Annotated in this window: 18 protein-coding genes; 6 read left to right on the top strand and 12 right to left on the bottom strand. The window is 61.8% G+C overall.

The annotated features are described in order from the left end of the window. The first annotated feature begins 57 nt into the window (after positions 1 to 57). A complete protein-coding gene (locus ACJJVH_RS02060) occupies positions 58 to 609 on the top strand; it encodes an MOSC domain-containing protein (protein ID WP_412064629.1) in 552 nt (183 codons plus the stop codon). Between the two features lie 288 nt (positions 610 to 897). Here the strand turns inward: ACJJVH_RS02060 and ACJJVH_RS02055 are convergent, their stop codons facing one another. Beyond that, complete coding sequence (locus ACJJVH_RS02055) at positions 898 to 3,225, bottom strand: DNA translocase FtsK (protein ID WP_412065209.1); 2,328 nt, start codon at positions 3,223 to 3,225, stop codon at positions 898 to 900. Between the two features lie 903 nt (positions 3,226 to 4,128). After that, complete coding sequence (locus ACJJVH_RS02050; RefSeq protein WP_412064628.1) at positions 4,129 to 6,636, bottom strand: DUF1217 domain-containing protein; 2,508 nt, start codon at positions 6,634 to 6,636, stop codon at positions 4,129 to 4,131. Positions 6,637 to 6,954: 318 nt separating this feature from the next. On the opposite strand from ACJJVH_RS02050, the gene ACJJVH_RS02045 reads away from it, so the two are divergent. After that, a complete protein-coding gene (locus ACJJVH_RS02045; RefSeq protein ID WP_112804154.1) occupies positions 6,955 to 7,521 on the top strand; it encodes a DUF6101 family protein in 567 nt (188 codons plus the stop codon). A 69-nt stretch (positions 7,522 to 7,590) separates the two neighbouring features. On the opposite strand, the gene ACJJVH_RS02040 is transcribed toward ACJJVH_RS02045, so the two are convergent. The 3 genes from ACJJVH_RS02040 to ACJJVH_RS02030 all read right to left on the bottom strand — a co-directional run bounded on the left by ACJJVH_RS02040 (position 7,591) and on the right by ACJJVH_RS02030 (position 9,913). Beyond that, positions 7,591 to 8,046 (bottom strand): GNAT family N-acetyltransferase, encoded by a 456-nt coding sequence (locus tag ACJJVH_RS02040; protein WP_113370412.1) that lies wholly within the window; start codon positions 8,044 to 8,046, stop codon positions 7,591 to 7,593. Between the two features lie 38 nt (positions 8,047 to 8,084). Continuing rightward, complete coding sequence (gene ubiA, locus ACJJVH_RS02035; RefSeq protein WP_113436878.1) at positions 8,085 to 9,047, bottom strand: 4-hydroxybenzoate octaprenyltransferase; 963 nt, start codon at positions 9,045 to 9,047, stop codon at positions 8,085 to 8,087. An 83-nt stretch (positions 9,048 to 9,130) separates the two neighbouring features. Continuing rightward, positions 9,131 to 9,913: a MipA/OmpV family protein gene (locus ACJJVH_RS02030; RefSeq protein WP_412065208.1), complete on the bottom strand. Its 783-nt coding sequence runs from the start codon at positions 9,911 to 9,913 to the stop codon at positions 9,131 to 9,133. 297 nt (positions 9,914 to 10,210) lie between these two features. Between ACJJVH_RS02030 and ACJJVH_RS02025 the strand changes: the two genes are divergently transcribed. Next, entirely contained in the window at positions 10,211 to 10,645 is a 435-nt protein-coding gene (locus ACJJVH_RS02025; protein WP_113406103.1) for a hypothetical protein, read from the top strand. Positions 10,646 to 10,842: 197 nt separating this feature from the next. Here ACJJVH_RS02025 and ACJJVH_RS02020 read toward each other — a convergent pair whose 3' ends face one another. Continuing rightward, positions 10,843 to 12,102, bottom strand: a complete 1,260-nt coding sequence (locus tag ACJJVH_RS02020) for a class I SAM-dependent methyltransferase (RefSeq protein ID WP_412064627.1) — start codon at positions 12,100 to 12,102, stop codon at positions 10,843 to 10,845. 145 nt (positions 12,103 to 12,247) lie between these two features. After that, a complete protein-coding gene (locus ACJJVH_RS02015) occupies positions 12,248 to 14,557 on the bottom strand; it encodes a Tex-like N-terminal domain-containing protein (protein WP_412064626.1) in 2,310 nt (769 codons plus the stop codon). 241 nt (positions 14,558 to 14,798) lie between these two features. Between ACJJVH_RS02015 and purD the strand changes: the two genes are divergently transcribed. From purD to ACJJVH_RS02000, 3 genes are all read left to right on the top strand, one after another. After that, positions 14,799 to 16,067: a phosphoribosylamine--glycine ligase gene (purD, locus tag ACJJVH_RS02010; protein WP_412064625.1), complete on the top strand. Its 1,269-nt coding sequence runs from the start codon at positions 14,799 to 14,801 to the stop codon at positions 16,065 to 16,067. A 112-nt stretch (positions 16,068 to 16,179) separates the two neighbouring features. Further along, a complete protein-coding gene (locus tag ACJJVH_RS02005) occupies positions 16,180 to 16,608 on the top strand; it encodes a plant virulence effector HPE1-like domain-containing protein (RefSeq protein ID WP_112804146.1) in 429 nt (142 codons plus the stop codon). 364 nt (positions 16,609 to 16,972) lie between these two features. Then, a complete protein-coding gene (locus ACJJVH_RS02000; protein ID WP_412064624.1) occupies positions 16,973 to 18,787 on the top strand; it encodes a methyl-accepting chemotaxis protein in 1,815 nt (604 codons plus the stop codon). A gap of 73 nt (positions 18,788 to 18,860) precedes the next feature. Here the strand turns inward: ACJJVH_RS02000 and ACJJVH_RS01995 are convergent, their stop codons facing one another. The 5 genes from ACJJVH_RS01995 to ACJJVH_RS01975 all read right to left on the bottom strand — a co-directional run bounded on the left by ACJJVH_RS01995 (position 18,861) and on the right by ACJJVH_RS01975 (position 25,294). Then, positions 18,861 to 19,352, bottom strand: coding sequence for a DUF523 domain-containing protein (locus ACJJVH_RS01995; RefSeq protein WP_412064623.1), 492 nt, complete (start codon positions 19,350 to 19,352; stop codon positions 18,861 to 18,863). 50 nt (positions 19,353 to 19,402) lie between these two features. Further along, a complete protein-coding gene (locus tag ACJJVH_RS01990) occupies positions 19,403 to 19,792 on the bottom strand; it encodes a hypothetical protein (RefSeq protein ID WP_412064622.1) in 390 nt (129 codons plus the stop codon). 7 nt (positions 19,793 to 19,799) lie between these two features. Beyond that, the gene (glyS, locus tag ACJJVH_RS01985) at positions 19,800 to 21,914 is read right to left on the bottom strand and encodes a glycine--tRNA ligase subunit beta (RefSeq protein ID WP_412064621.1); all 2,115 of its coding nucleotides are present in this window, start codon (positions 21,912 to 21,914) and stop codon (positions 19,800 to 19,802) included. An 86-nt stretch (positions 21,915 to 22,000) separates the two neighbouring features. Beyond that, positions 22,001 to 23,944 carry a DUF2207 domain-containing protein gene (locus ACJJVH_RS01980; RefSeq protein ID WP_412064620.1) on the bottom strand — a complete coding sequence of 648 codons (1,944 nt, stop codon included), beginning with the start codon at positions 23,942 to 23,944 and terminating at the stop codon, positions 22,001 to 22,003. A 93-nt stretch (positions 23,945 to 24,037) separates the two neighbouring features. Continuing rightward, on the bottom strand, positions 24,038 to 25,294 hold the full coding sequence (locus tag ACJJVH_RS01975) for a 3-phosphoshikimate 1-carboxyvinyltransferase (RefSeq protein ID WP_412065207.1): 1,257 nt from the start codon (positions 25,292 to 25,294) through the stop codon (positions 24,038 to 24,040). Positions 25,295 to 25,311 lie beyond the last annotated feature (17 nt).

The following is a 25,311-nucleotide window of genomic DNA, read 5'->3' as shown; positions in this document are numbered from 1 at the left end:
GTGAAATTGGTATACACCAATTTATAGAGATCCAGACTGTTTATGGAAGGGTTCGGCATGGGCGACAAGCGCATATATGTGACGTCGGTCTGTAGCAGCGGCGTGCATGGTTTCAGCAAGCAGACCAAGGATCACATTCGACTGCTGACCGGCCTTGGCGTGGAAGGCGACGCCCATATGGGCGTCACGGTCAAGCACCGCTCACGCGTCGCGGCCGATCCGACGCAGCCCAATCTGCGCCAGGTGCATATCATCCACGAAGAGCTGTTCGATGAACTGACGGAGAAGGGATTTTCGGTTGCTCCGGGCGACATGGGCGAGAATATCTCGACCAGGGGGATCGATCTGCTTTCCCTGCCACAAGGCACGCGTCTGCATATCGGTGTGGAAGCAATTGTCGAGGTGACGGGCCTACGCAATCCCTGCAAACAGATCGACGATTTTCAAAAGGGCCTGCTGCATGCCGTGCTCGATCGCGATGCCGATGGCGGTCTGGTCCGCAAGGCCGGCATCATGGGCATCGTCCTGCAGGGCGGCCTCGTGCAGCCTGACGACGCCATCCAGGTCGAGTTGCCGCCGATGCCGCACATCAGGCTCGAGCGTGTCTGAAAATGGGATCGACCTGATACAACGAGAAGTCGGCTCTGAATATGCGGAGCCTCTGGCCCCCTCTGTCCCTTTCGGGACATCTCCCCCACAAGGGGGGAGATCGTTGGGAGTGCGCGGTACCGCCTCGCTAAATCACTGCGCTTTGGTTTCTGCGGGCGGAATATTCATTTGCGGCGATTAGATACTGCAAGTTACCAATCTCCCCCTTGTGGGGGAGATGTACCGAAAGGGACAGAGGGGGTGCGTGCTCTCCACGATAACTGTAGCCCGCGTCATCCCCCTGCCCGATCACTCGAAGTCGTCATTACCCGAATTGCCGCCGCCATTGCGGTTGCCGGTGATGATTTCGCGCTTGCCGACATGGTTGGCGGGGCCGACCAGACCGTCCTTTTCCATGCGCTCGACGAGCGAGGCGGCGCGGTTGTAGCCGATGCCGAGGCGGCGCTGGATGTAGGAGGTCGAGCACTTCTTGTCGCGCATGACCACCTTGATCGCCTGTTCGTAGAGATCGTCGCCATCTTCCGAGGCAATCGCGCCCTTGTCAAAGACAGCCGTATCTTCTTCCTCGTCTTCTTCGTCCTCGTCGGCGGTGACCGTATCGAGATATTCCGGACGGCCCTGTAGCTTCAGATGAGCGACGACCTTCTCGACTTCCTCGTCGGAAACGAATGGGCCGTGAACGCGGGAGATGCGGCCGCCACCGGCCATGTGCAGCATGTCGCCCTGGCCGAGGAGCTGCTCGGCACCCTGCTCGCCGAGGATGGTACGGCTGTCGATCTTCGACGTCACCTGGAAGGAGATGCGCGTCGGGAAGTTCGCCTTGATCGTGCCGGTGATGACGTCGACCGAGGGGCGCTGCGTCGCCATGATGAGATGGATGCCGGCGGCGCGCGCCATCTGCGCCAGCCGCTGGATCGCGCCTTCGATCTCCTTGCCGGCGACCATCATCAGGTCGGCCATTTCGTCGACGATGACGACGATATAGGGCATCGGCGTCAGGTCCATTTCCTGGCTTTCCTCGATCGGGGCACCGGTGCCCTTGTCGAAGCCGGTCTGGACCATGACGTGGATCGTCTCGCCCTTTTCCTTGGCGGAAGCGACGCGGCTGTTGTAGCCGTCGATGTTGCGCACGCCGAGGCGCGACATCTTCTTGTAGCGATCCTCCATCTCGCGCACCGCCCACTTCAGCGCCATCACGGCCTTCTTGGGATCGGTGACGACGGGGGTCAGGAGGTGCGGAATACCGTCATAGACGGAGAGTTCCAGCATCTTCGGATCGACCATGATGAGGCGGCACTGTTCCGGCGTCATGCGATAGAGCAGCGACAGGATCATCGTGTTGATGGCGACGGACTTACCTGAGCCGGTGGTGCCGGCGACGAGCAGATGCGGCATCTTCGCAAGTTCGGCGATGACGGGCTCGCCGCCGATGGTCTTGCCGAGGCCGAGCGCGAGCTTGTAGCCGCTCTTCTCGAAATCGGGCGAATCGATCATCTCGCGGAAGTAGACGGTCTCGCGATTGACGTTCGGCAGTTCGATGCCGATGACGTTGCGGCCAGGAACGACAGCGACACGCGCCGATAGAGCCGACATCGAACGGGCAATATCGTCGGCAAGGTTGATGACGCGCGAGGATTTGACTCCGGGCGCCGGCTCGAATTCATAAAGCGTGACGACCGGGCCGGGACGGACATGAATGATCTCGCCCTTGACGCCGAAGTCCTCCAGCACGCTTTCCAGCAGGCCGGCATTCTGCTCCAGCGTCTCCTGCGTCATGATCACGCCGGAACGGGCGACGGGCTCCTGCAGCAATTCGCGCGGCGGAAATTCGTATTCCCCATCAGCCGTGACGGCGATCGGGCGCCACTCGGGCGGCGTCAGGGAGGCGGGCCGGCGCGGCGAAATCCGCGAGGGCGGTGCATCGATCAGGCGCTGGGCCGCGGCTTCCACGGCGGGAATCGTCGGTGCTGCCTTGACGATCGGTTCGGCTGGAACCGGGGCAGCAACCTTCGTCGGCATCGGGGCGACGACCATGACCGGCGCGGGACGAGTTTCGGCAGCCGGCGCTGCTTCGGCTCCATAAACGGCGGTTACGAAAGCAGGCGGCACGAATGTCGCGGCCGGTTCCGTCAGCGGCTGCGGCTCGGCCGCAGGTGCTTCGATAAGCGCGGGCACCGCCTCCACGACAGGAGCGAGAACGGCGGCCTCCAGTGCTGCAAGCTCGTCCATGGCGGGATTGCTGATATCTGCCGCCGGCAGGCTGGAAACGGTTTCGGCAGGCGCGGCGATTTCGGCTGCCGGAGACGGCTCGACAACGGGCTGCGCAGCGAGGGCTGCAGCCGGACGGCGGCACTCGACGACACGAAACTTCGCAATGATCGCTTCGGGATCGACTTCAGGCACGGACGGCACCGCGATATGCTTCGGCTCCCCCTTGAGGGCGGAAACGAACTCGCCTTCGAACGGCATCGCATCCCAGAAGGCGAAATCGGAAAGATGGGCAAGACGCGACTCGACCACAGGCGCGGCTACGGACTGAGGAACACTTGACTGAACAGGGGAAGCATCCAGCGCGATCGCGGGAGCCTTCGAAAATGCGGTAGCGATAACGGTCATCTCCAATGCGTCCGGCTCGGTTGCCGGAGATTTCTGAATTACTGTCGGTATGTAGCTTTCCACCACCAGCGGCATGTCCTCGAGCGGCGGCAGATGGAACTCGTCCTGCCGCACGGGCGCGGGCGGGACGGCGATGGCCTCAGCTGGCGCCGGGGTCGGCGTTGCGGCGGTGGCCGCGGATGCTTCGACCACAGGCGGCTCCATCACCCGCATTGCAGCGTGTGCGGCGGTCGCCGGCCGAATCTCGGGCTTCGGCTCGGCGGGTGGTCGACGGCTGATGATCTCGTTTTCGCGCGTGCGGGTGAAGCGCACGTTCGGGCCCATCAGGAAGGCGTTCTGCCAGCCGGGCGATGCGAGATCTTCCGCGGAAATTCCCTGCGGCAGAACGGGCATTTCCTGCTCGCTTGCGGCAGCGGTCGCCTGCAGTGCCTCCACAACCGGCGGAGGTGCTGCGGCGGTGCGCTGCCTCAGCTCTTCGGCAGCTCGCCTTTCGTCTGCGCGACGCTGCTCTTCCGCCTTGCGCTTGGCTTCGCGGGCATTGCGAATCTTCTCTTCCAGAAACGCGCGGCGAGCAGCAATCTGCTCGGCCCGGCGGGCCTCTTCTGCCGCCTGTTCGGGGTCGAGATCACCCTCCGGCTGGACGCCTTGTTGGGCATTCGAAAGTGTCGTTCGGGAAAGACGCATGAGACCTGCAACCCAGTCATTGATATTGCCGATGGCTTCTCAAATCGAATAGGGCAAGGATGGTTAAGAAGTTCCTTCCTGCCGTTGTGGAAAGCAGCCGTTCCGCATGCGCCGAGCGCATCCCCCTGTTCCCGGAAACCCCGCAGAAACAAGCAGATGCAGGCATATCCGCCATGCGGAGGCCGGCAGGAGGACAGGTTAGATTTTTTGTAGAGTCCGCTACTTCGACGACGACAGCTGGGCGATGGAAAGCAGCGTGTCCGCACTGATGCCGACGCTGGAAGAAGAGCCGGTGAGAATCGAAAGCGCGGGCGATGTCGAGGAGGTCGTGTTGTTCTCCATATCGTACATCGCCGAGAATCGCTGCAGCAGCTTGTTGACCTTGTCCGGGTCCTGCAGGTCGCTCACATTGACGAAATTGCCCAGCATCTTTGCCTGCGTATCGACATCCATATTGGAGATCGAGCTCGGCAGGCTATAGGTGGTGGTGATCACCTCGTAGAGCGCCGAATCGCCCATGATATCGTAGATCGAGTTGATATCGGGCGCCTTGCGCTGGAAATAGAGCGCCAACCGCACGCCGGGGTTGGTGTCTCCCTCCTGATCCTCCAGCGTCTGATGCAGATAGAGATCGTTGGTCGCTGAAAGCGCGCCCTGGTTTTGCGCCGTGCCGAGCTTGGTGTCTGTCAGGTTTCCGTCGGTATCGAAATTGAACGCTTCGACAATGCTCTTGAACTTGGCGCCGTCTGTCGTGTTGATGAAGCTCTTCGAATCGGAGGGGTCCGATGCGAAGGCCTTCTTCAACGTCGCGGTATCGACGCTTTTCGGATCGATGCCGTTGGCCGTCAGGATGAAGTTCGTCAGCTTGCTATCGGCCAGCAGATCCGTAACGCTGGTTACGTTGACGATATTGGTCGCAAAGTAGGTGCCGGCATCCTTGGCGTCGCTGGTCGCCTTGGTCAGCTCGGCGCCCGTCAGCCCGACGGCGCTGCGGCTGGAATATTGCGAGATATAGCTGTTGATCTGCGTCTGCGACAGGGACTGGACCGGGGCCTTGAGATTGCCGTCGCTGTCGAAATTGAACGCTTTGGCAAGTTCGGTGAAGCGGGAGTCCTTGAGCGAGCTGACATAGCTCTTCGGATCGTAGGGATCGCTTTCGAGGATCTTGGTGAGCTGAGTTTTCGTGACCTCGTTCGTGCCGATGCCATAGGCGCGCAGCGCCATCTGGTAGAGCTCCGGCATGCTGTCGTTGCTGCTGTCGCTATCGGCCGTGTTGCTGGTGAAGAAATCCTTGATGGTCTTCACGTCGGCGAGGCGATTCTTGTAGTTGTTGACGGCATCGGTGGTCAGCGTCGACTGCGACGACTGGTAATTGCTCATGTAGCTCGTGGAGGCCGCGGCGATCTCATCGTCGGATTGTGCCGTCTGGCCGGAGGCCAGAGTGCCGTCCGACTGGAAGTTGAATTGCGAAACGACGTTCGTCAGGCCGAAAATGGCGGCGGTCGTTGAATCGGCGAAGGCGTTCTTGAAGACGACGGCAGGTGTCGTCGGGTCGATGCCATAGGCCGTCTTGATATAATCGAACAGGCGCGAGTCCGACGTCAGCTGGTCGACCGACGTGATGGAGCCGATGTGGTTCTTGTAGTAGAGATCATTGTCCGTCGCGCCGACGCTCGTGGTGAACGAGGGAACGGTGGAGTTGTAGGCGCTCATCACATCTGCCTGCTGGCCGAGGGTCTGCGGCCCTCCGGGATAGTTCGCCGCATAGGCCGCCGTGGTCGCGCTCATCTGGTCCGAGGTCTGTGCCTGCGAGCCCGAGGCGACCGTGCCGTCGCTCTGGAAATTGAATTGCGCCATCACGGCCGTCAGCCCGTTCGAACTCGCCGTGCCGGCATCCATGGCGGAAGCGTTGAACTGGCTTGCGGTGATGTAGGACGGAATATTGAACGCCGTCTTGACGTACTGGAACAGCTGCGGATTGGATGTGAGCTGACCGACCGAGGTGATCTTGCCGATATTGGCCTCGTAATAGGCGGTATCGCTGTCCGGCGTCGACGTCTTGGCCGTGCCGTCGGCATTGAAATTGAACTCCGCCACCATGGCCTTGTCGGCGGCGCTGCCATTCTGATTGACGTAGCTGTCGGGGTTGTTCGGATCGCTCGTCAGCATCTGCTTCAGGGCCGAATTCGACACGTAGGTCGGATCGATGCCATAGGCCTGCAGCACATAATTACGCAGGCGCGTGTTGCCGAGGAGATCGTCGACCGTCTTCACGGAGCTGATATTCTGGCTGTAATAGCTCGTCTCGGTCGCGGCAGCCGTCTCCTCATTTGTAAAGGATTGCTGATAGAGCCCGATGAGATCGTCTTCCTGCGCGCTTGTTTGTGCCGTACTGGTCGTGCCCGTTCCGAAATTGAACGCCGCGGCGAACTCCTTGTAGCGCGAATCCGTGAGCTTATTGGCAAAACTGCTGGAGTCGCTGAGGTCGCTGGTCAAGACCTGTTTCATAAAGGCCTTGGCGTAGGTCATGTCCGAAAGCCCGTAGGCTTCCATGGCATAACTGTATAGCTGATAGTCATTCAGGAAGTCATCGACATTGGTTACTTTGCCTATATTGGCGTTGTAATAGTCGATCAAACGCTTGCTTTGCGCCTGTGACGCCACCTGGTTGAGCGAGGTCGCCATATCTCTGGTTGCGACGGTATAACCAAGATAGGTGGAAATCATCAGCAGAATCCCAATAGATCTCTAATAAAGGAGGCGAATCTGGCTTTCATTATTTCATACAAACCTTACCCGAGACTTACATGCGCTCGCCTTTTGCGTGCATCCTATTGGCACACCGCCCTGCCGTGTGTTCATCTTATGGAAACCCTGACACATTCGATTTTGCTAACCATTTGAGGACGCAAAGTTTTCTTAACCTCGATTTTTAAGCTGTCTGGAAGGGACGCCGCCTAATCTGCCTGACAACGAGAGGACAGAAGTTCTCCGAGAGAAGACCGGAACAACCGGCTCTCAGGTAAAGCAAGGGTAGAGAAATCGATGACTAATACCGTCCTGAAGCCCGATTGGGCTGGAACCACACTGCGGCTCGATCCGGCGCGCTTCCCGCAACAGGTCAGCTACGCCATGCGGGGTGCCGCGGGTGATGTCACCATTACGATCGACGAGCGCGGCGCCGTGCTGCGCAAGATCCTGCCGTCCAGCGGCCTGCCGCTGTCCGTCGCCTTGCCGAAACGAGCCTTCCAGGGCGTCGCCGCCCGCGCCATCGACCATGGCGACGGCGAAGTGACCGTCACTCTGGAGCTGCATCACTCCGATCCGGATCTCTGCATTCCCCTTCTCGTCGCTCACGACCTCAGCGACATCGCCGCCGACTGGCGCTCCTGGTCGGAAGCCTTCCGCATCCCCATGCTGATGATCGAGGCAGACGGCGTCGCCCGTCCGCTCGAAGAGCATCTCGGCGGCGTCCGCTCGCAGGACAGCCAGCCGCGCCGCCGCCACTCCTACTTCGCCGACCGCCGCCCGCGCTTCCTCGTGCGCCGCTCCACCGGCAAGCTGGGCGTCAAGATGAAGATCGCGGGCCGCGAAATCATCGCAAGGCGCTGAGCCGAGTCGGCTCGCAAGCGGCTACCCTGAACGATCGGCCGCGGGAGATGCAATCCTGCGGCCGATGTTTCATGTTTTCAGCGAACGCCGCATGATGATCGTTCGTTCGTCGCCGTGGAATCTGTCTCCGAGCTCGTCGAAGCCGAGCTTTTCATAGAAGCCCCGCGCCGTGATGGACGACGGCACGGTTAAGGCGGCGATGCCACCGGCCGCAGCCGCCCGCTCGACTGCCGCCATGAGGCCGGCGCCGATGCCGCGCCCTTGTGCCGTGGGAGCGACGAACACCGTACGCACGACGGCGCCGTCGAGGCTGGCCGTGCCGACGATGCGTCCGCCATCGACCGCCACGAAAACGATGCGTCTGCCCAGCAGCTCGCGTACCGCCGCGGGACAGAAATTTTCGACAACGCGATCGATGATATGCGCAGGATAGTCGCTCGAATTGGTTTGACGGAGCGCTGAAATAATCACGTCGCTGATCGCGTCGGCGTCCGTTTCCGAAGCCGGACGGATGTCACAGGCCATGACGTCTCCTTGAGAACCGCAGACGGCCGTCCCCTCCCTTAGGGAACGAGGAACAGGAACGACAGGAAGAGGCCGGCAAAGATGATCAGCCCGACCCGATTGTTCGATTTGAACAGCGCAAGGCACTGCTCGCCATCGTTGATGTCGAGCACGGCGATCTGGTAGGCGAACATGCCGCCGGCGACGATCAGGCCGATATAGGCGAGCCAGCTCGTTCCGGCGAGCGCAAACGACACCAGCATCAAAAGCAGCGCCGCCCCGTAAAGCCCGATCAGCCAGAGGCGCGTCTGATCGCCGAAAAGACGGGCGGTCGAGCGCACGCCGATCAGCTCGTCGTCTTCCTTGTCCTGATGCGCGTAGATCGTATCGTAGCCGATCGTCCAGAGGATGGAGGCGATATAGAGCACGATCGGGGCAAGCGACAGGTTGCCGAAGAGCCCTGCCCAGCCCATCAGGGCGCCCCAGGAAAAGGCCAGCCCGAGGAAGAATTGCGGCCAGTCGGTAAAGCGCTTCGCAAAGGGATAGAGCGCGACGATGGCCAGCGACAGGACGCCGAGGACGACGGCAAACCAGTTGAATTGCAGCAGCACCAGAAGCCCGACCAGCGCCTGCAGCGCGATGAAGGTTTTGGCCTGCTTGCGCGTCACGCGGCCGGAGGGCAGCGGGCGCGAGCGCGTGCGCGCCACGGACATATCGATCTCGTGATCGACCAGATCGTTATAGGTGCAGCCGGCGCCGCGCATGGCGACCGCGCCGACGAAGTAAAGGACGAGATGGTAGATCACCACGAAACCCGGCGAGCCGTAACCCATGGCAACGGAGGCATTGGCCGCAAGCGCGACCGACCAGAAGCATGGCCACATCAGGAGCTGCCAGCCGATCGGCCTGTCCCAGCGCGCGAGTTGAGCATAAGGCCACAACGTCGGGGGCAGGACGCGATAAACCCAGTTGCCGGACGGCGCGTCGACGACGCGCCCATTGATGTCGCCTGTCTTTTGCATAGGCGAGTAGTAGTGACATCCGGCGCCGAAGGTCAAGCGGCAGGGCAGAAGCCCTGCTCATTTCTCGATTCCCCGCTCGTTTCTCAGTTCGTCGTGAAATTGAACTTGTAGCTGGCGGAAACGCCGATCAGGAGCTGGTTGCGGTCGCCACGCTCGCGCACAAGGCTGCTGTCGGCGGCGGGACCGGTGAGCCGCGTGTATTCCAGAAAGGTGCTGGTGGTCCAGTTCTCCGAGGCCTTCCAGGTCAGGGCGCCGCCGACGCCGACGGATTTGATGCCGCCGCCCGGATTGTAGCGGCTGAGGCCGGAAGCCGCCGATTCGCGCGCGTTGACGCCATAATAGGTGTTGAAATAATCGTTGCTGGCCATGGTCATGCGCGGGCCGCCCGACAGGCGCAGTTCCGGCGTGATATCGGTAAAGGCATCGACCGCTGCATCCGCGACGATGCCGCTATGGGCGCGGATGCCCTGGCGCAGCTCGACGCGGGCGCGCAGCCAGTCCGTCGGATAGGCTTCGGCAAAACCGCCGGCTTCCGCACCCCACTTGACCTTCTTCAGGCCCTTCAGCTCGCGGCCGTCGCTGCTGTCCCGGCTCGGCACGAACTTGCCGACGATGCCGATGCGGAAGGCATCACTCTCGATCAGGGCGAAGGACGGATTGTCGTTGCGCGAGGAAAAGCGCGGGCCGGGGCCCTGCCGGCCGATGGATACCAGGGGCGACCATTGCAGCTTGTTGTGCTTGCCACCTTCGAATTTCGGCGCGGAGAAACCGGCCGCTCCGACGCTTAAGTACCAGTCACCCGACCAGAAATGCTGGCCGTCCCCTGCATGGGCAACGCCGGCATAGGCGACGGAAAGGCCGAAGATGGCGAAAAGACGCGACTTTGCAACCACAATGCAACTCCATGATACGCAATACAAAGGGTCATACACGCGACCCTAGAGTTGGCTCAAATTATGCGGATCACGTTACCGCTCCCTTAACCAAAGGGCACAGAATCCGGTAAGAACGCCAAATTCAGGTTGTGCTGCCAGACGTCGCCGGAGATGCGCCGATCTGTCGCGGTGATTTCATAGCCGGTTGGGTTACTCAATCACAGGTAATGGTGCGGATCGATTTTCACCCACCATTTTCGTAGCCCCCATCTCGAAAAAGAGAACCGAATGAAGACCATGTCCCTGATATCCTTAGGTCTGCTCCTTGGCGCCGGCATGGCGCTTTCCGGCTGCGTCAGCGCCCCGATCGGCGGGGCCAGGCAGACGGAGACGAAAGGAAGCATCCGCGCAGGCAAGCGAACCGAGGTGATATCGGTTTCGTTCCTGAAACCCGACTGCACATTCTCGTCCTATCCCTATACCGCGGTCGTCAAGCCGAGCAGCCACGGCAAAGTGGAAATCACGCATGGCACGGTCAAGGCACACTTCCCGAACGACGAGCCCATGCACATGTGCAACGGCAAGCCGGCGCAAGGCACCGTCGTCTACTATACTCCCGATGCCGGCTTTACCGGCAATGATCAATTCACCCTGCGGATGACGGGATTGAATGCGGCAAACGGCGTGGCCGAGCACACGATGAAGATTCGCGTCGTCAAATAGGTCGAGATAGCGCGCCAGCTGTTTGAGCCGCGAAGGAGAAACGCCGGCGCATGTTGCCATGCTGCCGGCGCTGCAATCCACTCGGGGTCTCAGCCCCTTTGCATAGAGCGCTTCCGCTTGTCTTCGAAGCGCTCTGTTCTTTCGTTTTCACACAATTCCAAACGGAAAACCGCTGCGCACATTTTCCGGAATCGCTCTTAGAACGTCACCTTCTCCAAAGGCGCGCGCCCTGCCTCGAACTCCTTCAGCTTCGCTTCGCGCTCGGCGATGTAGTTGCGATTATCAGGCACGGCGAACTGGTTCTTGGTGATCTGGAGCTGCATGATGAACAGTTCGTCCCAGCGGAAGCCCATTTCGGAGCCGGCCAGATAGAATTCCCACATGCGGAAGAACTTCTCGTCGTAGAGCGCGACGGCATCGGCCTTTCGCGCCACGAAACGATTGCGCCAATGCCGCAGCGTGTAGGCGTAATGCATCGGCAGGGTTTCGACGTCCCTGGTGAGCAAGCCGGCCTTTTCCAGCGGCGGCGTGGTCTCGCCGATCGAGGGAATGTAGCCACCCGGGAAAATATACTTCTCGATGAAGGCGTTGGTGGCGAAGCTCGGCTTCGGACGCGCGATGGAGTGCAGCAGCATGACGCCGCTGTCGTCAAGCAACTCCGAAACCTTGCGGAAGAACTTGCCATAATCGCCGATGCCGACATGTTCGAACATGCCGACGGAGACGATGCGGTCGAACTTCCTGCCGGTCATGTAGCGATAGTCCTGCAGCTCGAAGCGGACGCGATCGGACAAGCCGCGCTTGGCCGCCCGCTCCCGCGACACCTTGAGCTGTTCTTCGCTGAGAGTGATGCCGGTGACGTCGAGGCCGGGATAGGCTTCGGCGAGATACATGGCCATCCCACCCCAGCCGGAGCCGATTTCCAGCACTCTCTGCCCGGGCTCGACCAGCAGCTTTGCGGCGATATGGCGCTTCTTGGCCACCTGCGCATCGTACAGGCTGATGCCGGGCGGGTTGAAGTAGGCGCAGGAATACTGCCAGTCCTCATCGAGGAAGAGATCGAAGAGCTTCGCCGATAGGTCGTAGTGGTGCGCAACATTGTATTTGTTGCGGTTGATCGGCGAGCGGCTCTTGATCTGCTGCCAGGCGATGCGGCCGATCAGCAGCGCCGCCATGCGGAAATCGAAAATCTCATTGGTGGTGTTCTGCTTCACCAGCGAGAGGAATTCGTAGATATCCCCCTGCTCCAGGATGAAGCGACCCTCCATGTACATTTCACCGAGCTTCAGCGTCGGATCGCGCGCGACGGCATCTTCCGCCTGCTGATCGGCAAAGCGGACAGCCACCGTCTCGCCGGTTCCGTCGCCGACCACATGGGTCTCGCCGGATGCGAGCGTAAGCTTGAGTGAACCTTTACGAATGATTTTCTTGACGAGAGGAAAAAGTGTCGACGCCATGGACGCCCCGAATGTTATGACATGACATTAAGGCAGACTTTAGCGCCTCAGAACCTTGTGGCAAGCTCACCTTTCCTCAGTCATTGGCACTCTGGCAACAACTCTGCCAGAGTGTGACATTCTTGCATAAAGTTCCGCTAAGTCCTTATTTTCGTTTAAGTGCATCGGCCAGAGCAGCACCAAAGCTACCCCGCTGCTCGGCCTTCGGAGGGGCATTTCCCTTAACGCCAGCGTTGCGCGCACCACCCTGCTCGCGCGACTCGCGCCCGGATGCGGCCGCCACAGTGCTGCCATCTTTGCGCATCGAGAGGGCGATTCGCTTGCGCTTCACATCCACTTCCACGACCTTGACCTTGACGACGTCGCCAGCCTTCACAACCTCGTGCGGATCCTTGACGAAGCGGTCCGCAAGTTGCGAGACATGCACCAAACCGTCCTGATGGACGCCTATGTCGACGAAGGCGCCAAAGGCGGCGACATTGGTCACGGTGCCTTCCAGCAGCATCCCGGGCTTGAGATCGCCGATCTCGTTGACGCCTTCCGCAAAGGTAGCCGTCTTGAAGCTGGGGCGCGGATCGCGACCCGGCTTTTCCAGTTCGGAGATGATGTCGCGCACGGTCGGCAGGCCGAACTTGTCGTCGATGAACTGCCGGGGATCGACGGCCTTCAGCGCAGCCGTATCGCCCATCAGCGCACGCAGGTCGCGACCGCAGGCGGCGACGATCTTCTTGGCGACGCCATAGGCTTCGGGGTGCACGGAGGAAGCGTCGAGCGGCTCCTTGCCGTTGGGAATGCGCAGGAAGCCGGCGCATTGCTCGAAAGTGCGCTGGCCGAGGCGGGCGACCTTGAGCAGGTCGCGCCGCGTCTCGAACGGGCCTTCACCATCGCGATGCTTGACGATCGCGTCGGCAATCGACGGGCCAAGGCCGGAGACCCGGGCAAGCAGCGGCGCGGAGGCGGTGTTGAGATCGACGCCGACAGCATTCACCGCATCCTCGACCACGGCATCCAGCGAGCGGGAGAGCTTCTGCTGGTCGACATCGTGCTGATACTGGCCGACGCCGATCGACTTCGGCTCGATCTTCACCAGCTCGGCCAGCGGGTCCTGCAGGCGGCGGGCGATGGAGACGGCACCGCGCAACGAGACGTCGAGACCGGGGAATTCCAGTGCCGCCGTTTCCGAGGCGGAATAGACGGAGGCGCCTGCTTCCGAGACGATCACCTTCGTCGGCTTCGGTGCCGGCAGCTCGGCCAGCATGTCGGCCACCAGCTTCTCGGTTTCGCGGCTGCCCGTGCCGTTGCCGATGGAGATCAGCTCGACCTTGTGCTTGCGGACCAGTGCCGCCAGGGTCGCCTGCGTGCCGCGCACGTCGTTCCTGGGCGGGAAGGGATAGACCGTCGTCGTTTCCAGGAGCTTGCCGGTGCCATCGACGACAGCAACCTTGACGCCGGTGCGGATGCCCGGATCGAGGCCCATGGTGGCGCGCGACCCGGCGGGCGCTGCCAGCAGCAGGTCCTTCAGATTGCGGGCGAAGACATGGATCGCTTCTTCTTCCGCCCTCTCCCGCAATTCGCGCATCAGGTCGAGCGACAGCGACATTGAGAGCTTTACGCGCCATGTCCAGCTCACGACCTCCGTCAGCCAGCGGTCGCCCGGGCGGCTCGCGCCGATGTCGTAGGCCACAGCGATCATCCGCTCGACCGGCTTGTTGGGCGAGACGGCATCGGTATCGACCTCGATGTTCAGCGTCAGCACCTCTTCGTTCCAGCCGCGCAGCATGGCGAGCGCACGATGGCCCGGAGCCGTCGCCCAGCGCTCCTGATGAGCGAAATAATCCGAGAACTTGGCTCCTGCCTCCTGCTTGCCGTCCACGACGGCGGCCTTCAGCGTGGCGTTCGTCTTCATGTAGCCGCGCAGCTTGCCGAGCAGATCGGCGTTTTCGGCAATGCCTTCGGCGATGATGTCGCGCGCGCCTTCCAGCGCCGTCTTCACGTCCGGCACATCGGCAGTAATGAAACCTTCGGCGAGAGCGGAAGGCTCCCTGGAGCGATCGGCGAGGATGGTATCGGCCAGCGGAGCGAGGCCGCGCTCCCGGGCGATCTCGGCGCGGGTGCGGCGCTTGGGCTTGTAGGGCAGATACAGGTCTTCCAGCTCCGACTTGGTGGCAACCGTTGCGACCTTGGCCATCAGCTCGTCGGTCATCTTGCCCTGGCCGGAGATGGATTCGATGATCGCCGCGCGGCGCGCTTCCAGCTCGCGCAGATAGACAAGGCGTTCCGCCAGCGTGCGAAGCTGCGTATCGTCGAGGCCACCGGTGACTTCCTTGCGGTAGCGGGCGATGAAGGGCACCGTCGCGCCCTCGTCCAAAAGCTCGATGGCGGCCTTGGCCTGATCCGGGCGGGAGTTGATCTCGGCGGCGATGGTTGCGGCAAGGGAACGGATATCGGCGGCCATGTGTCTCTCTAAACTGGTAATCGTGAGGGGACCATAAGCATGATCCAGGGGACATAAGAAGCGTTTTCGGCACGGAACACGCCAATCCGGGCGGGGAGATGGCATGACGTCCGAAGCCGCTTCCGCTTTAGCGACATAAAAAGGCATGGCAATGTTGGAGGCCCTGCCTCCACAGGATTTGCCGCTTGACCTTTGGCTCAAGCCCCCTTAACCGCGCAAAGATGCAACGAAAGGGCAAGCCATGAGAGTTCTGTTGATCGGATCGGGCGGACGCGAGCATGCGCTGGCCTGGAAACTGGCACAATCGCCTGAGCTGACGGAACTCTTTGCGGCGCCGGGCAATCCCGGCATTGCCGGGCATGCGACGCTGGTTACGCTCGACATCGACAACCATGATGCCGTCGTCGCCTTCTGCAGGGAAAGGGCCATCGACTTCGTCGTGGTCGGCCCGGAAGCGCCGCTGGTTGCCGGGATTGCCGACACGCTGCGCGCCGCCGGCATCGCCGTCTTCGGCCCTTCGGCAGCGGCCGCCCAGCTCGAAGGGTCCAAGGGCTTCACCAAGGACATCTGCGCCCGCTACGATATTCCGACCGGCGCCTATCAGCGCTTCAACAATGCCCCGAAGGCGAAAGCCTATGTCCGCGCTCAGGGCGCACCGATCGTCGTGAAGGCGGATGGCCTTGCGGCCGGCAAGGGCGTCACCGTTGCGATGACAGTCGACGAAGCGCTGGCGGCGATCGACGACTGCTTCGAGGGCGCATTCGGCGAGGCCGGCGCGGAAGTGGTGATCGAGGCTTATCTCGACGGCGAGGAGGCAAGCTTCTTCTGCCTTTGTGACGGCAAGCATGCGCTGGCACTCGCCACCGCACAGGACCACAAGCGCGTCGGCGACGGCGATACCGGCCCGAATACCGGTGGCATGGGCGCCTATTCCCCCGCTCCGGTCATGACACAGGAAATGGTCGAGCGCACCATGAGGGAGATCATCGAGCCGACGATGCGCGGCATGGCCGAAAGCGGCCATCCCTTCTCCGGCGTCTTCTTCGCCGGGCTGATGATCACCGCCAAGGGTCCAGAACTCATCGAATACAATGTCCGTTTCGGCGATCCCGAATGCCAGGTGCTGATGATGCGGCTGAAGAGCGATCTGTTGCCGCTGCTTTACGCCTGCGCCAACGGCACGCTGGACCAGGTGACGGCCGAATGGAGCGACGACCCGGCGCTGACCGTCGTCATGGCCTCGAAAGGCTATCCCGGCTCCTATGCCAAGAACACACCGATCTCCGCATTGCCGGCGGACGGCGAAGGCGCCAAGGTGTTTCATGCCGGCACAGGCCTGAAGGACGGCGCGCTGGTCGCGACCGGCGGCCGCGTGCTGAACGTCACCGCGACAGGCAAGACGGTGCGGGAAGCAAAAGAGCGCGCCTATGCCCTTGCCGGCAAGGTAAAGTGGGAAAACGGCTTCTATCGCAACGACATCGGCTGGCGCGCGATCGAGCGCGAGAAGTAAACACCGCTGCGGATCTGCAATCGCAAGTCCATTAAATTTTTACCTAATCTCCTGACGGGATGGAAACAAAGGCCCGCTAATGTCTTCGTCACCATAGACGGAGTTGTTTGTTATGCGTTCCTTCTTCCTGACCTTGGCATGCGTACTGGCCGGCGGCTCTGCCATGGCCTCGTCGATCCAGCCCGTCGATGGCACGATGATCGGCGGCAAGGGGAGCATCGTCGACAAGTCATGCACCAACTGCCCGCCTCTCAAGCCCAAGCTGGCGGAAAAGGAATATACGGTGCCGACTTTGACGCCGGGCACGCAATCCATCGTCGTGCGCAGCATCGACGGTGAAAAGAAGGTCGTGCGGACTGAAGCCTGGATGGGCGGCTCCCCCGTCATGTTCGTCAGCAAGCCGACGCCGGAAGCCCTGTCGGCCGCCGGCGAGCCAACCGATGGCATAGACGTTGCGGCAAAGACCGCAGCCTTGTCGAACCTCTCCGCCGCACGCGAGCCCGCGCCGCTCGACATTTCCGGTTTCCAGCTCCGCCAATAGCGCCGCGTCTTTTCCACATCGAGACAGTCTTTCGCCCGTCGTGCGAAGAGCATGGCTGAGCGCCGTGCTTTCAATCTAGATAAAACACATCTAAATTAGATTTCATGAATTTCCAGAAGCCCTCAAGCTTTCCATAGGCTTGAGAGAGTATTATTCACACCGATGCGCCATATCTCCGGTTTCAATCCTTGCGAGATACAACCAAACCCCTGCAATTAAAGCTTTTTTAGACATAAATAGTGATTTTACCCCCACCGGGCAGCAGCATGTCAATCGAGCAGCGGCAAGCGTATTGAGAATCTCTCAGGCGATCGCACAGGCGGTAGGATACCGCACCGGTATTCATTTACCTGTGGGAGGCATCATGAAGAATCTCAAGATTGCGCATCAACTATTTGCCCTGCTCGGCGTCCTGATGGCCGCCTTCGCCGTGGCCACCTATTTCCAGATCCGGTCGCAAGCCGATTCCATTTACGACGACCGTTTCGACATGCTGCGCACGCAGGTCGAATCCGGCATCTCCATTCTGGACCAGTATTATCAGCGCGAAAAATCCGGTGAAATGACGCATGAGGCCGCCCAGGCCGAGGCATTCAAGATCCTTTCGCATGTCAGCTTCGCGCCAGCAGGCTATATTTTCGGCTTCGATTACAACGTCGTGCAGCGCATTCACCCGAGCCCGGTCAATATCGGCAAGGACATGTCCTCGCAGGTCGACAAGAACGGCACCTATTTCAGCAAGGAAATGGTGGAAAAGGGCATCAAGGGCGGCGGCCGCACCATCTATTACTGGAGCAAGCCCGGCCATCCCGACAGCGACGCTTTCCTGAAGGGCAGCTATTCGGCCGCCTTCGAGCCCTGGCAGATCGTGCTCGGCTGCGGCGTCTACATGGACGACCTGCAGGAGCAGATCAACACGACGATGTGGCACGCGCTGCTGGTCTGCGGCCTTGTCTTCGTCATCGGCATCGCTGCGGCCCTCTACTTCATCCGCGGCATCACGCGGCCGCTCGCCGACGTCCACGCCGCCCTCAAGGCCGTGGCCGACGAGGACGTGAAGATGACCATCCCGCATGCGGAAATGCGCAACGAAATCGGCCTGATGGCCAAGGCGACGCAGGCGCTGCAGGAAAAGGTCCGCGAACGACACATGCTGGCAGACCGTCAGGCGGCGCAGGAACTCGAAATCAGCAGCGAGCGCGAACAGAACCTGCGCCAGCAGCAGGACGAAGCGCGCGAACAGGCGCGCGTCGTCTCCGCCATCGGCCGGGCGCTCGAAGAGCTCGCTCGCGGCGACCTCACCGTACGTTGCGGCGACCTCGGCGCCAGCTATTCCGGCCTTCGCAACAATTTCAACGAAGCCCTGTCGCATCTCGAAGCCGCCATGGGCCGCGTCAACGCCAAGGGCAACGACATCGGCCTCAGCAAGGAAGAGATTCGCCGCGCCTCCAACGAACTGTCGCAGCGCACCGAGCGTCAGGCCGCCAGCCTGGAAGAGACCTCGGCGGCGCTCGACGAGCTCACCGTCGCCGTTCGCCAGACCGCGGAAGGCGCCGGTGAAGCCAGCAAGCGCGTTCATGCCGTCAGCGCCGAAGCATCGCGCAGCGATGCGGTTGTGGCCCAGGCAATCGAAGCGATGAGCGGCATCGAGAAGTCTTCCGCGGAAATCGGCAAGATCATCGGGGTCATCGACGAGATCGCGTTCCAGACCAACCTGCTGGCGCTCAATGCGGGCGTCGAGGCCGCCCGTGCCGGCGAATCCGGCAAGGGCTTCGCAGTCGTTGCGCAGGAAGTGCGCGAGCTCGCCCAGCGCTCGGCGGCCGCCGCCAAGGAGATCAAGGACCAGATCGCCCGCTCCTCCGGCCAGGTCGACCAGGGCGTCCGCCTCGTCGGCGAGGCTGGCGAAGCGCTGAAGCGCATCTCCGACCAGATCAAGGCTGCCAACGAAATCGTCTCGAAGATCGCCCACAGCGCCTCCGAACAGGATACGACGCTGCGCTCGATCTCGTCTTCGATGAACCAGCTCGACGCCGCCACGCAGCAGAACGCCGCCATGGCCGAAGAGACCACCGCATCGGCCGAGACGCTCGCCGCCGACACGGAAGATCTTCTCGCGCTGATCCGCGGCTTCCGCGTCAACGAGGGCCGCGCGGTTATGGACCACCGCCGCGCTGCCTGAGCGGGATAAGTCACAAATGAGAAACCGCCGGGCTCAGGTCCGGCGGTTTTTGTTTAAGCTGCGATTGGCTGCTTCAGTCTGCGGTTTTCAGCCGCTCGACCAGCCTGTCGATCTCGCGATCCGAGTAGACCTCGATGCCGGCCTGCTGCAACAGCGCCGCCGTGACGCCATGGCCGGTGTGCCGGGCGCCGGAGAATGAGCCGTCATAGATAAAGCCCGAGCCGCAGGATGGGCTGCCATCGATCAGCAAGGCATAACGACAGCCGGTTTCCTCTGCGAGCGCCAGCGCATTTTCCGCAGCCTGGAGAAATTCCGCCGTGACGTCGCCGCCAGCGCGCTCTATCACCCGCGCGATGCCGGCAAGCACGTCCTCGCCGGTGGCTCCGCCCTCAATTTCGGCTGGCGGCCTCGGCACAGCCATGCCCGCGGACATTTCCGGACAGATCGTCACCAGCCGCCCCTCCTCGCGCCAGCGATCGATCGCTGGATGGACGAGCGGCTTGGAATTGCCATCATAGCGGACGGCATGGCCCATGAGGCAGGCGCTGACGAGGATCTTGTTCATTTTATCGAAGGCCCAACGATAAAAGCCTATGGGTAGAATACGCGGACTGATCAGTTCGCGGAGCTCTGTACAACAGCAGAATCCCCCGTCTTTGCAACGTGATTTTGCTTGCCATGAGCGACGAATTCACAAAGGCCGAAAATTACCGTTAGACCAAAGAAAATTGCCAGAAAAATGCAGTGTATTCCTCCGACGCGCGTCGCGAAATAGTGCCTGCGAATATCTCTAAGCGCTTCCTCTCCCGTCGCCCTGCTCTCTTCCAAACGCTTGGCGTAGTCCGAATAGCTGCGAATACCACGCCAAAATTCGCGCGGCACACCTTGCATTCTCGGATCGCGATGCGCTCGCGGTGCCAAAATGACAAAAAGCGCTGCCATGAGTAGCCACAAGCCAAAAAACGACATTCCAAACAAAGGCATAAACCATTGCTCGGCTGTCATCTCTTGGTTACCCCGCGATCTTCGAGAAGTCGGCGACGGTGCCGGTTGCCTCGCGGATCAGGCGCAGGAGCGCCAGGCGATTGGCGCGGATAGCCGCGTCTTCGTCATTGACAAGGACGTCTTCGAAGAAGCGGTCAACGGGCGCGCGCAGCTTGGAAAGGGCTGCCATGGCGGAGCGGAAATCTTCCTTGGCGATCGCATCGGATGCCTCGCCGGAGGCGGCCTTGACGGCGGCAAAGAGATCCTTTTCGGCGTCGAGCTTCAGCAGCGCTTCGGAAATGCTGTCGGCGACGACCGTGCCCTTCTTCTCTTCGGCGGCCAGAAGCTGCGTGGCGCGCTTGGTGCCGGCGAGCAGGTTCTTGCCGTCCTCGGAGGTGATGAAGGCGGTCAGCGCCTCGACGCGGCGGGCGATCATCAGCAGATCGTCGGTCTCCGGCGTAAGCACCGCGTCGATCAGGTCGTGGCGGGCACCGAGATCGCGCAGGTAAACCTTGAGGCGATCGTGGAAGAAGGCCAGCAGATCGGCATCCTTGGTCGTTGCCAGCAGCGGCAGGCGCACGCCCCGCTCCAGCAGAATACGGACGACGCCGAGGGCGGCACGGCGCAGCGCGTAAGGATCCTTCGAGCCCGTGGGCTTCTCGTCGATCGCCCAGAAGCCGACAAGCGTATCGAGCTTGTCGGCAAGCGCGACCGTGATCGCAACCTTATCTTCGGGCACCCGGTCGGATGGGCCTTGCGGCTTGTAGTGATCTTCTATCGCAGCAGCGACGGAGGCGTTCTCGCCCTGTAGCACCGCATATTTGCGGCCCATGAGGCCCTGAAGCTCGGGGAATTCGCCGACGGCTTCGGTGCGCAGGTCAGCCTTGGCGAGCACGACGGCACGATCTACCAAAGCGGCATCGGCGCCGGTGATCCTGGCGAGGTCGGCGGCCAGCGCACGGATGCGGGCAACGCGTTCGCCCTGGCTGCCGAGCTTGGCATGAAAGGTGACGTTCAGCGCGTCGAGCTTCGCCATGCGCTGATCGAGCGGCTTCTTCAGATCGAGGCCGAACTTTTCGGCCGAGGCTTCCAGCGTTTCGAGATCGGGCAGATCGCCCTGGTCGCGCTTCCAGAAATGCAGCGCGTCGGACAGGCGGGCGCGTACGACCTTGCCGTTGCCGTGGATGATTTCCTTGCCGCCATCCGTCGCCTGGATGTTGGAGATGAGAATGAAACGGTTGGACAGGGTTTCGCCCACCTGCGGGCGGGTGACGAAACACTTCTGGTTGGTCTTGATGGTCAGACGGATGATTTCAGAGGGGATCGAGAGATAGTCCTCCTCGAAGGAGCCCATCAGCACCTGCGGCCACTCGACTAGGCCGGATACTTCCTCCAGCAGGCCTTCGTCTTCGACCAGTTCGAGGCCGTTGGCAAAAGCGACATCGCGGGCGTCATGCAGGATGATGTCCTTGCGGCGCTCGGCATCGAGGACGACGTAGGCCTTTTCCAGGCTCGTGGCATAATCCTCGAAGCGCTTGACCGTGATCGCCTCGGGCGCATGGAAACGATGGCCGTAGGTGACGTTCGAGGCGACGATGCCATCGATCTCGAAGGGGATGACGACGGTTTCTTCATGCTCGGTGCCGAAGGTGCAGACGATGGACTGCAGCGGACGCACCCAGCGCAGCGAGCCGGGCCTTGCCGATGCCTTGCCCCAGCGCATGGATTTCGGCCAGGGAAAGTTTTTTATAATGTCGGGCATCACGCCCGCGACGATTTCCTCTGCCGCACGGCCGGGCTTGGAAATGATCGCAACGTAGAAATCGCCCTTTTTCGGATCGCTGCTCACCTGCGCCTCGGAAATTGAGGAAAGGCCGGCGCCACGCAGGAAGCCCTCGATTGCCTTCTCGTTGGCATCGGTGCGAGGACCCTTGCGTTCCTCGCGTACATCGGCCGAACGCGCCGTCAGGCCGCGAATGTCGAGCGTCAGGCGCCGCGGCGTCCAATATTCCCTGGCCCCCTCATAGGAAAGGCCCGCTTCGACCAGGGCATCGGTCACCAGCTTCTTCAGGTCGCCGGCAGCCTTGCGCTGCATACGGGCGGGAATTTCCTCGGAGCGGAGTTCGAGAAGGAGATCGGGCATGGGGAGCTGTCTTTACGTTGAGGCAGAAATGATCCGGGCGGACTTAGCAAGCTCGGCGGCAAAAGTCACCAAGGCAAACGGCGAATTTACCATCCGCCGCCGCCTCCACCGCCACCGCCGCCACCCGAGAACCCGCCTCCGCCTCCGCCGCCACCGCTGCCGAAAGCAGAGGAAGAACTGGAGACGGGCGCGGGAATCGTCGAGGCGATGGTGGAGGCCATCGACGACGAGAAATCACCGATGGTTCCGCCGATGTTGCCGGAATTGAAATCGCCGGAATACCAGACGGGCGCATAGGCGGCTGCCGCGGTCGCGCCGGCGGCCGTGGCGAGCCAGGTCTCGAAAGCGCTCGACCAGGGCTTTTCCACACCGAGCGCCACCGCATAGGGCAGCAGCTTTTCGAAATGCTGGGGCGACATCTGCGGCGCGCCCTGCATGTTCATGCGGTCGCGCTCGGCAAGCGTCAGATATTGTCGCAAGCCGGCGATGCCATCCATCATCTTGCGCCCGAGCGGTGTCGGCGCACCCATCAGGAAATAAAAGACGACGTTGAGCGCGAAAATGCCGACGATGCCGGCCAAGAGCGGCAGCAGGCCCGCCTCCCATAACGGCACCACCGCGGCGGCGAAGCCGCTGACGGCAATCGATACGAAGACGAAGCCGAAGAAGGCAAAGATCAGCACCGAAGAGAAACGCTGGGCGAGGCTGGCATTGCGGCTGCGGAACCCGCGACCGATCGAACTCGCGAAGATGGTGACGAAAATCGACAGGAATCCCGGGACGATGATGAGCGGCAGGGCATTCTCATGCAGGCGCCCGAAGACGACGATGGACGCCAGGATCACGATGGACAGGGCGATGCCGGCAGTGATGTAGAGCGAATTGGCCTTGTAATATTCGCCGCGATGATCGCGTTCGACAGCATTGCGAAATTTCGATCCGAGCTTCTGTACCGCCGCGCCGTTTTCCTTGTCGATGACAAGCGGGGAGAATGGCCCGACGGCCTGCATCAGCACCTTGTCGCCGCCGGTCAGATCGGTGCCCGCCTTGCCTGTGGGGCGAATGACCACCTTTTCCTTCAGGTCGTCGAGAATGACATAGCCGCGCACCGCAAGATCGATGGCCGTTGCCGACAACGCCGTCCAGCCGGAGCGGCTGAAACCCCTGTTGTCGATATAGTTGACCAGCGCCGGCGAAATGCCCTCGGGCGGATCCCAGCGCGGAACCATCACCCCCGCCGACGGATCTCGGCCGACCGCGATCCAGCTTCGCATATAATAGGCAAACAGCAGGATCAGTCCGCCGATGGCGATGGTCGCGTCGAGATGATCCCGGAAGAACCAGCCCCATTGCTGGCTGGCGCTCGGCGGCGTGATCGTGCCTTTCGCAAGCTTGACGGCGATCGTCAGACCCTCGGCCATGGCGAGCGGCCGGGTCGTTGCGAAGGTGACGACATTCTCTTGCGCGCTCGCACTCGCATCCTGCCCATTGGCGCCGAACAGCCCGGTGAAGAAGGCGAGCTGCTGGGGCTTCACGCCATCGGGCAACGTGACCACCGCCTTGGCGTTGACGATCGGGAAAAGCCAGCCATTGCCGGTGACGTTCCAGTAAAGCTCGTCGTGATCCTGGAAATAACGGATCTGACGGTTGGTGTCATAGGTGATGCGGAACGTGTGAGGGCCTGGATCGAGGCTTTGATCGGCCTTGCCGACATAGATGCGCTCGCCGCCCTTGATGCGCTCGCCGTGCCACTCTTCCGGCTGTCCGTCCCGCTCGACGGAAACGACCTTGAAATCCACTTCGATCTCGTAGCCGTTGGCATCGGTCATCGTCAGCGGAAAATCCCGGAAGATGCCTCGCCGGATGGCGCGTCCTTCCGCACTCACGGAAATCGTCTCGACGACCCGCATGGAGCCGTCGCGATGCAAATCAATCGCCTGATCGAAATTGGTGATGAGTTCGGCGGCCGTGGCCGCCGTTGCGCAAAGCAGCAGGCATAAAGCCAGGAAAAACCCGCAAAGCCGTGTCATCGCTCCCCCAAAAGATGCCTGCGGCGCCGTCGCCGGCGCCGCCTCGCGTCCAGAATGGTTCCGCGCCCCGGCCTTCCTTGGGATGGCAGAGCGTCAGTCTTCGTAGGCAACCCCGAGCGACGCCAGAACATCCCAATAGGCCGGGAAGGTCTTGGCGACGCAATCGGGGTCGAGAATGGTGATGCCGCCGATCTTCAGGCCGGCAAGGGCAAAGCTCATGGCGATGCGGTGATCGGCGAAGCTGTCGATCTCCGCCGGCAGGACCTTGCCGGCCAGGCCCGGATCGGATGCGACGATCAGATCGTCCCCCTCTTCGGTCCCGAGGTCCGGCACGATGCGCGACAGGCCGCTCGACAGCGCGCGGATACGATCACACTCCTTGACGCGAAGGTTCTCGATGCCGACGAAGCGCACCGGCGTCTCGTTGAAGGCGGCAAGAACCGCGAGCGTCGGGATGGCGTCCTGCATCTGCGAGCCATCGATGACGGCGGGCAGATGCGGGAACTTCGAGATCAGATCATAGGCCTTCGCATCCGGCTGCGAGAACTGCTCGGCCGGCGTGCCGAGATCGATCTTGCCGCCGCTCAGAACCTCGGCCGCCCAGAGATAGGTCGCGGCAGAGGCATCCGGCTCGATCAGGAAATCGGCCGCATGATAGCCGGTAGGCTCGACGCGCCAGGCGACGGGGCTCACGCGCTCCACCTTGGCGCCGAAAGCGCGCATGGCCGCGACCGTCAGGTCGATATAGCCGAGAGCGCCGATATGCTCGCCGAGCAGCTCGACATCGACGGCGCGATCACCGCCGGCGGCCATCATCAGAAGCGCGGAAACATACTGGCTGGAAAGACCGCCATCGATCTGTACGCGGCTCGCCTCGAAACGGCCGGTGCCGTTGACAGTGACCGGCGGGCAGCCGGTTTCGGTCGAGGCATCGATGCCGAGCGAACGGAGCGCGTCGACCAGCGGGCCGATCGGCCGCTTGCGCATATGGGCATCGCCATCGACGACGACCTTGCCGTCGACCAGTGCCGCGGCAGCCGTCAGGAAGCGTGTCGCGGTGCCGGCATTACCGAGGAAAAGCGGGGCTGCCGGGGCCTGCAGCTTGCCGCTGCCGGTGACGATGAAAGTGGTGTCGTCGGGCTCGTCGATGACAACGCCCATGGCGCGCAGCGCTTCGGCCATATAGCGGGTATCGTCGCTCTTCAGCGCGCCGGTCAGCCGGCTCGTGCCCTTGGCAAGGCCGGCGAGCAGCAGCGCGCGGTTGGTGATCGACTTCGATCCCGGCGGCATGGCGCGTCCGGTCAAAGGCTTGCCCGGCGGGATAATCGTGAGTTTGGCTCTACCCATCATCATTCTCTTTGGTCAGT

Origin of the sequence: Rhizobium sp. SYY.PMSO, assembly GCF_046840415.1 — a bacterium.
Classification (GTDB): Bacteria; Pseudomonadota; Alphaproteobacteria; order Rhizobiales; family Rhizobiaceae; genus Rhizobium.
The sequence above is the reverse complement of the archived record's forward strand: the minus strand, read 5'-3'. Positions and strand labels throughout refer to the sequence as shown.